This window comes from Nakamurella sp. (assembly GCF_048594475.1).
In the GTDB taxonomy this organism is placed as follows: Bacteria; Actinomycetota; Actinomycetes; order Mycobacteriales; family Nakamurellaceae; genus Nakamurella.
Genome location: NZ_JBMDXT010000376.1, coordinates 19,136 through 27,220 on the forward strand (window position 1 = coordinate 19,136; position 8,085 = coordinate 27,220).

Below are 8,085 nucleotides of genomic sequence, written 5' to 3' on the forward strand. Positions count from 1 at the left end.
CCCCACCCCACTCGCCTCGTCATGACTGTACGCTCGGCAACTATTCGGAATTCCGAGGCATTGCTTTAAGAGGGCGTGCGCGAAGATCGCCGGGCCGTCCCCGGGACACGCAACCTGGAACTGGAACACAGCTGTGGGAACCAGCCGATGGGGTCATGTCAACCGGAACGAATCCGAACCGCAGCAACGGTCATTAGGGCGTCGTACGCGAAGTCCCATCCAGGTCGATTCTGATATCTGTCTGCGGCTTCGTATTGCTGCTCAGAACAGATCGATCGTAGTCGTTCCCTGATCAGGTCGGAAATTGGTCCTACGTTCTGGGCGAACTTGGCCAACGCATTGCCCACGGCCCTCCGTACGTCGTCATCCTCATCTGCGAACCGCTCCAGAACAAAATCGAGGTCTCGGGTCTGAACCTCAGACAGATGGCCCAACACCTCGATCAATTTTTGACGACTCCTCCAATCAAGCGGGCTTGGGAAGAACCAGTCCTGCATTCTTCGTGCCACGGCCGCGGAAAGTTCCAAATCCCGACGTAGCAGCCAGCAAACTGTAATCAAGACTCGAAGTGAGGGCGGATCTTGCTGAATAGCTTGCAACTTGCTTTTGTGCACCTCTGCCAGGGATCCAGTTTCATGAATTACATCTGCACATTGATGAAAAACAATTTCAGGACTATTGTCCAGCGCGACCAAGTCAATTAATGTGTCACAGGCATCACTTTGATTTGTGAAAGATCCGAACGCACGAGCGGCATCGACACGAACGTCTACTGGCACATCTGCCTTATGTAAAATTTCTACGAGATAGTCTCGACCCTCGTCAGGCACCTTGCCGCATATACGCCCTACGACCCCAGCAGCCGCCACCCGTATCCGATCAGCGTAATTTTCGCTTAGCAGAACCTCACGCACTCGTTCGACGACTGCTGGCTGTTCTGCAAGACGGGCGAGAACCTCTACAGCACTCGACCGCGTTCTTTCACTTAGATCCGAATCGTTTACCATGGCCATGATCGATTCCAACGCTTCTGGCGGGAGCTCGAGGTCGTGACCAAAAACGATCAGACAAGCCCTCCTAAGCTGCTCCGGCGCATCTTGGCTGATCATTGCATTCCAGACGACTTCTGGCTTGCCTGCTTCTGGCAGGGCAGCTATAGCAATAGCCACGTCCATACCCGCATTTCCTCCGCTCGCCGTGCGCCGCAAGGCTTTCCCGATCAATTTTGGGAAGTCCGTGGGAGGGCTAAGCGTCGCCCCTAACCGCCATAACGCAGTCGAACGGAGTGCTTCGGGCAGATTCTCGTTCTCAACGAGACCTACCAGAGTTCTCTTGGTCGATTCTTCGTCGGTATCGAACAGCGCCCAAATTGCCCGCTCACGCAACGGCACCGATGTGCCGGCATCCTCAAGTACCCGCAGAAGGGGAACATACAGTTCGGCTCTTAAGTGAAAAGCCCGGTCTCGCACAGCTTCTGCGGCTAATACCACCAACTCTGGCGAACTGGCGGGGTCTTGCCCGATGGCTAAGACCAGGTTCACAAGAGTTTGTAGCGCCTCCGCCGCGACGGCGATGTTCGGACCATCAGGAAGGATCTTTACTAGTAGCGCGAAACGGTCGGGTTGGTCCTTCGATAAAGACTGAGACATAGCCGCTGTCTCAGTGAGTAGGATTCCCGCCGCTCTGGTGTCACCGAGCCCGCTTAATCTGAGTCTAAGTGCGTCATTGAAAGCAGAGAAACGACACCGTGACTTTGGGTCGAACCATTCGGTGACTGCCTGTCGCATTAAGCTTCGAACAGTTGCCGTCTCGAGTGGAGGCCCGTCTGCAACGACGCGTAGCGCGAATCGGAAGTCACGACCAAGAAGATCCTCGTCCTCGGAGTCGTTGGGAACCGCCCCGTACACCGCGGTGGTCATCAGGAGCTGCACCTCCTCGGGCTGCTCGCGACCGACCAGACCAAGTCCTAGTAAAATGGGCTCGTCGTAACGGGGATTATGCAACCGGCGTCGGAACCGCTCTGCGCGACCCTGAGCTGTCCCTTCAAAGGCAAGCGAACGCCCGGCGTAGTACTCCTCAAATGTCAAGTGATTGAAGCCGTACCGACCCGGCGAGCGTTCAGTAAGCAAGCCGGTATGCACGTCAATCTTCGTTATGAGCTCCTGAATCGCCAAACCTACGGTCGACTCCGATGGATTTGCAGAAACCAGTATCGTCGCATCCCATTCAGCACCGACCAATTTCGCCCACAATGGCCCCAAGACCTCGACTAGTTCACGACTGGTAACAGAGCCCTCTGGCCGAAATTCGTGCATCCATGCACCCAGCCGGGTCAGCCATGCTGTCAGCATCTGATCATCGGGTAAATCGGCCTCTGGAACACCCTGAACACTGCGCCAAGTCCTGGCTAGTGCTTCGGACACCTCGACGTATGCGTCGACCCTTCGATGGGGCAAGCGGCCGCGCGCCTTATGGACCAGGACCAAGGCTGTCAGCAATAGAGGGTTGGCGGCCAACCGACGAACCCCACTATTGGCGCGAAGTGCGTCGAGGAGGGCCTCAACTTCCGCTGTGGCGTTTATATATGCCGTTTCCTGCGACTGGTCCGGCGCATCTGCTCGCTCCACAGCTGGGCAGTAGGACCGCAGAAAGCGCTCGATGGTTTGATCGTCCATGTCCTCGAGCCGAAGTGCCATGAACGACTGCGGCAGTGGCGCGCCCAAGTACCCGGCTATTCTACTGGTGATGATGAAACGATTACCCGTCCGAGCGTGGGTATTAACGAAATTCATAGTAGCCTCTACGACAGTTCGACGTTCTTCTGCCGAAGCTACTTCGTCCAAGCCGTCGAGCAGAACTAGGCAGTTGCCGCTTTCGAGGCGCCGCTCGATCAGGTCCGCCAAGCCCGGACAGCGACATTCTTGAGCCTGCAAATGCTGCGGGATAAAGCTTCCCAGCCCCAAGTGGCGGCTCGGCGACCTGGCAAAATCGCCAATTCGGACTAGTATAGGAAAGCGTGCAAGACCATGGCGGGTGTCCCACTCAGTCCTGCCATTAAGAAGTGCGTTCGCATGATTAAACGCCAGATGCCTAAGAATAGTGGTCTTCCCACCGCCTGGATCGCCAAGGACGAGTAGAAGCTTCTCATTTTTTGATGCCTCAACGACGCTAATAGCGTCATCCGCGGGATCAGATTCGACCTCAACCTGCACCCTGCCACCGAGCTGCAAAACCATCCTGTCCAAGGCGGCGTCATAGTTCACCTGATCAAGGACGCCCGCGTCACGTTCAGCGCGTAGCCGTTCCTGTTCCTGTCGATACCAAGCCTGCGCTCGGTCGCCGGGCTTCCTATCTCTTCTCGCGAGTAGGTCTACGAAGACATCTTCGAGTGGAACCTGAATGGCGGTATTCCGCACGATTCCAGCGGTTCTAATGTAGCGGTGCCTTTGGATGATCCAGTCAAGATACTGGACTTCGTCGAATTCATTAGCTTCCGTACCCGCTACCGAGCGAGCTAAGCGCTCAACCGCAGTGACAGCCCTTGCTTGGTCAGAGCGCCGAACGAGTCCCTCGAGTTGACTCGAGCGCTGTACCTCGTTTCGCAATTCGCCTATAAGCTGCTGGCAAAAGGCCCGCAGCTCAATAATTCGGTCCATCCTCTCGTCGGGATTCAGTTTCGGCATAAGCGAGTCTATGCAACATGCCGCAAGTTCGGCCCACGAAGGATCCGCACCTGGAATAAGCACCTTGGCCAACTCGGACGCGGCTTCGTGTTCCAAGAATTTTGCGTTTAGGTCATAGCTGGCAGCTATCGTACTGTGGGCTGCTGCAGCCTTAGTGAACGCGTTCTGCACGGCACTTGCAAGCGCTTGCTCTTCCGGATTGCCAAATACGCGGTTGCGAGCCGCCTTCGCCGCTGGCGTGCCTACTTCCAGTGCCACCTTTGCCAGCACAGCCTTGGCGACGGCCAAAGCGATAGTGGTTGAAATCGGTTCCATGCACGAATTCCTTTTGCCTAGCTCGCGGGGAAGGAGATTATTAGATCTAGCGTCCTGAAATTCTGTGAAATCTCTTGAGGCGTTGCTGTTCGGGTTCCTTGTGACGGCACCCAGCGGACGCCTTGTTTTCCCAAGTCTCTCTTGAATGAGTAGAGAAAGTCCTCACGAGGCACACCCTGGCGTCTCGGTCCCGGCCGAGCTGCGGCCGGCTTGGCGGCGCCCCCACGCGCCCATCACACTGCTCGCCCTGGTCCATGACAGGGACTCCCCTCCCCCTTCGCTACCCTCGCGTCGTGACCGCCGACCGAGACGATGAGCCTCCCCGATGGCACGTCTACGGTGAGCGAACGGTATATGACAGCCCGTGGGTTCGCTTGGTCCGCGTTGACGTCGAGCCCCCGGACGGCAACCGGTTCGAGCACCACGTTGTTCGCCTCCAGCGGGTCGTCATGGCCCTCGCCCTGCGGAACGAGGCGTCCGAGGTGCTGATGCTGCGCCGGCACCGCTTTGTCACCGACCAGATCGGCTGGGAGCTTCCCGGCGGGATCGTTGAGGCCGGCGACGGATCGGAGGCATCCGCGGCTCGCGAGACCGAGGAGGAAACCGGCTACCGGCCGACGACGCCGGGCCGCAAGCTCATCGAGTTCCAACCGATGGTCGGGATGGTCGACACACCTCACGAGGTATGGGTGTTTGACCAGGTCGAACGGGTGGGAGACCCGACCGACGCGGTCGAGGCCGGCGTTGTCGGATGGGTGTCGCTCGGCGAGGTCATCGGGATGGTCGACCGCGGGGAGATCCTAGGAAGCGGATCGATCACGGGGTTGCTGCGGTACCTCGTTGCGCATCCAGCGCGCAGCTAGGCGGCGGTGCGCAACGCGGCAAGTCGGCGTAGTTGGCGATGCGAGCCGGTCAGCGTGCTCACCCGCTCCGCCTCCCGGATGTGACGGGCACCCGCCTCCCCGTCGCCGCGCCGGAGTGCAATCGTCGCCAGGTCAACGAGCAATCCGGCTTCGGCCCGCCCGTATTTGCCGCGGACTGATGGCATGGATCCGAGCAACTCCGGCGCGGCCGCATCGTCGCGCAGCTGCGTCAGGACGTGACCGCGCCACCGCGCCAGGTTCACATCATCCAACCTCAGGTACGGCGTCAATGACTCATCGCCGGGAGCTGGCAGGGTGCGTTCCGCGCTGTGGAGACACCGCCGGGCCGCGATGCCGTCACCCGCGGATGCGAACGCCTCGGCCTCGGCCGCAAACAGCCATGCCGTCAAACGTGGTGGCAAACCGAAGCTGTTTCGCGCTTGAGTAACGAGCGTCGCGGCCTCACCGGCCCGACCAACGTCGAGCAGCGCGAACGACTGCTCCCCCATCGCGTGCGCCAACAAAGCCGCGTCCCCGGCCTCCCGGGCGGCCGCCTTCGCCTGTTCGAACGACCGCCACGCCCCATGGCTGTCTCCGGCGTCCAGCGATTGCCAGCCGACCAACGAAGCGAGATCTGCGACAAGAAGACCGACCCGCCGACGATCCGCGGAAGACACACTGAACGTCAGTCGCTCCGACGCATCGGTCAAGAGCGATCGCGCCTGCTGTAACGCCGCTCGCGCGCCGAGTGAGCCATCCAGCCGGCGAACAAGCTCTACCTGTACACGCAGGGTGTCGAGGGCCTCGTCCAAGCCGAAACGTGCTTGTTGCAAAGTCATGTCGAGCGACGATGGCGGCGATGAAATCTCGTTGGTTTCCGGACGAACGGCGGGTAGTCCCAGCACCCGTTCCAGCAGTGCCTGGTACTGCCAGTCAGGACGGGCCCGGCCGTTCTCCCACCGCGAGATCGTTGACTTCAGCTGCTGGGCGTCCGGGAGCACACGTCCCTCACGGGCCGCGGCCTCTTGAAGTCGACCGGCCAATTGCACCTGCGACCAGCCACGGTCTTGGCGACGCTTCTTGATCTCGGACACGGCGCTCCTCGCCAGTTCCCTCGGCGGATCTCTTCTGATCCGGCTACACGCAGCATGCCCTCAAGCACCGACAGTGCACAAGGAATGTCAGATCGAGCCAGCCCACCCTGGCCAACTCAAGCCCGCCGCAGCCGGCTGCCGCTGTCCTCGCCAACGCGATGAGCTGGGCCAGGACAACGAACCGGGACGCCTGAATCGACGGATTGCCATTGCCATCGTCAGGCACCGACCGAAAAGGAGCTCTCATGCAATTCAGGGTTGACACGGACGGGATGACGTTCATCGTGGGCGGGATCCGGGGGGTGATGGATTTCGAGACGAAGGTCCAGGTGTTGGACAAGTCGTCGGGGGTGCCGCTGTTCGACGTGGATGTGATGGCGGTGTTGACCGGGGAGCGGCCGGAGCAGTTGACGGTGCGCGTGGTGGGTCAGCCGTCGGGGATCGAGATCGGCACTCCGGTCCGTTTCCGGGACTTGTCGGCGCGGACGTGGGAGATGGGCGAACGGCATGGGGTGTCGTTCAAGGCGAGCCGGGTGGAGCCGTGGACGGCCGGCCGGTCGTCGGGTGAGGGCAAGGCGGCGTAGTCATGTCGTCCCAACCGTCCCTAGTCGATGAGCTGTGGGACTCGCTGGTCACGGCCGTCATCGCCGCCGCCGCGGGCTTGTGGTGGCTGCTGCGGCATCCCTGGCTGCTCGGCACCGTCCTGGTCGTGGCCGGCGTGATCGTGGTCGGCGGCTGGACGGCCGGGGCCCTGGTCCTCGGCTTCACCGTGGCCGTTATAGCCGGCCTGCGATGGCTGCGACCGGACCTGTTCGCCCGCCTCGTCTCTCGACCACTACGGCGAGCGCAGACCGGGTCGCGGTATCGGCGGGATTGGGGCCGAGTCACCGACTTGTGCAGCCTGACGAAGGAACTCGACGGCCGAACCCTGCGCCCGGACCTGCTGCGCGTCGACGTCGGTGATGTATCGGACCGGCTGCTGCTGCGGATGGTGACCGGCCAGAGCCTGGCCGACTGGGAACGCGCCTGCCCGGAACTCGCGTCCTCGCTGGGCGGGCATCTCGCTCGGGTGCGGGCGGACGAACCGGGCCGGCTCTGGTTGGAGGTGATCCGCGACGACGCCCTGGCCGACGTCATCCCCGCCCGGCCCACCTCGACCAGCGACGAGGTCGACCAGGTGACGGTCGGGGTGCGGGAGGACGGGCGGCCGTGGGTGCTGCGGCTGCTGGGCACTCATGTGTTCGTCGCCGGGGTCCAGGGTGCCGGCAAGGGCTCGGTCATCTGGTCCGTCCTGCGTGGGCTGGCCCGGCCGATCAACTCCGGCCTGGTGCAGGTGTGGGCGGTGGACCCGAAGGGCGGGATGGAGCTGGCGTTCGGCCGGCCGCTGTTCACTCGGTTTGCTTGCGAGAACACGGCGGTGATGGTCGAACTGTTGGAGGACGCGGTGACGGTGATGGACGCGCGCTGCGGCCGGTTGGCCGGCGTGACCCGCATGCACCACCCCACGACCGATGAGCCGCTGGTGCTGGTGATCGTCGACGAGCTGTCCACGCTGACCGCGTATGAGCCGGACACCAAGTTGCGGAACCGGGCCACCGCGGCGATCTCGGCGCTGCTGGCCCGCGGCCGGGCCGCCGCCGTCGTCGTCCTGGCCGCCGCGCAGGACCCCCGCAAAGAGGTCGTCAGCTTCCGCTCCCTGTTCCCGACGAAGGTCGCGCTGCGGCTGGACACCCCGAGCCAGGTCGACATGGTCCTGGGGGACGGCATGCATCAGATGGGGGCGCTGGCGGACCGGATCCCGGCCGGCCGGCCCGGCGTCGGCTACGTGACCGTCGAGGGCATCCGCGAACCCGTCCGGGTCCGCGCGGCCTACGTCACCGACGAGCAGATCCACGCGCAGACCCTCGACTACCCCGCCCCCACCGCGGTGGCTGCGGCTCTGGCGGTCGATGGTGGTGATCCGCAATGACCGGCGCGGTGTTGACGGCTGCGGTGGTGGTGCCGGCGGCGCGGGTGATGGTGCAGGACGGGCAGGTCGACGAGGCCACCGCCCGAGAGGTCATGCGCCGGTTGGTGTCACCGGAGTTCCGGGCGTGGCGGCGGCAGGTCCGCGGCGCCGGGTTCTGCCAC

General features: G+C 62.3%; 5 protein-coding genes. 3 read left to right on the plus strand and 2 right to left on the minus strand.

What is annotated here, in order from left to right:
* Positions 1-158 precede the first annotated feature (158 nt).
* Positions 159-3,998 carry an NACHT domain-containing protein gene (locus ACOJUF_RS16905; RefSeq protein WP_420122991.1) on the minus strand — a complete coding sequence of 1,280 codons (3,840 nt, stop codon included), beginning with the start codon at positions 3,996-3,998 and terminating at the stop codon, positions 159-161.
* Between the two features lie 293 nt (positions 3,999-4,291).
* Here ACOJUF_RS16905 and ACOJUF_RS16910 point away from each other — a divergent pair, with 293 nt between their 5' ends.
* Entirely contained in the window at positions 4,292-4,861 is a 570-nt protein-coding gene (locus ACOJUF_RS16910) for an NUDIX hydrolase (protein WP_420122992.1), read from the plus strand.
* Here ACOJUF_RS16910 and ACOJUF_RS16915 read toward each other — a convergent pair.
* The gene (locus ACOJUF_RS16915) at positions 4,858-5,955 is read right to left on the minus strand and encodes a helix-turn-helix domain-containing protein (protein ID WP_420122993.1); all 1,098 of its coding nucleotides are present in this window, start codon (positions 5,953-5,955) and stop codon (positions 4,858-4,860) included. The genes ACOJUF_RS16910 and ACOJUF_RS16915 overlap by 4 nt on opposite strands.
* Before the next feature lie 245 nt (positions 5,956-6,200).
* On the opposite strand from ACOJUF_RS16915, the gene ACOJUF_RS16920 reads away from it, so the two are divergent.
* Complete coding sequence (locus tag ACOJUF_RS16920) at positions 6,201-6,539, plus strand: hypothetical protein (protein WP_420122994.1); 339 nt, start codon at positions 6,201-6,203, stop codon at positions 6,537-6,539.
* 2 nt (positions 6,540-6,541) lie between these two features.
* On the plus strand, positions 6,542-7,924 hold the full coding sequence (locus tag ACOJUF_RS16925; protein WP_420122995.1) for a cell division protein FtsK: 1,383 nt from the start codon (positions 6,542-6,544) through the stop codon (positions 7,922-7,924).
* Positions 7,925-8,085 lie beyond the last annotated feature (161 nt).

What these genes read in the sequence shown, in the direction of transcription:
- ACOJUF_RS16905 (WP_420122991.1), bottom strand. Translation starts at nt 3,998, where the DNA reads ATGGAACCGATTTCAACCACTATCGCTTTGGCCGTCGCCAAGGCTGTG.
- ACOJUF_RS16920 (WP_420122994.1), top strand. Translation starts at nt 6,201, where the DNA reads ATGCAATTCAGGGTTGACACGGACGGGATGACGTTCATCGTGGGCGGG.
- ACOJUF_RS16925 (WP_420122995.1), top strand. Translation starts at nt 6,542, where the DNA reads ATGTCGTCCCAACCGTCCCTAGTCGATGAGCTGTGGGACTCGCTGGTC.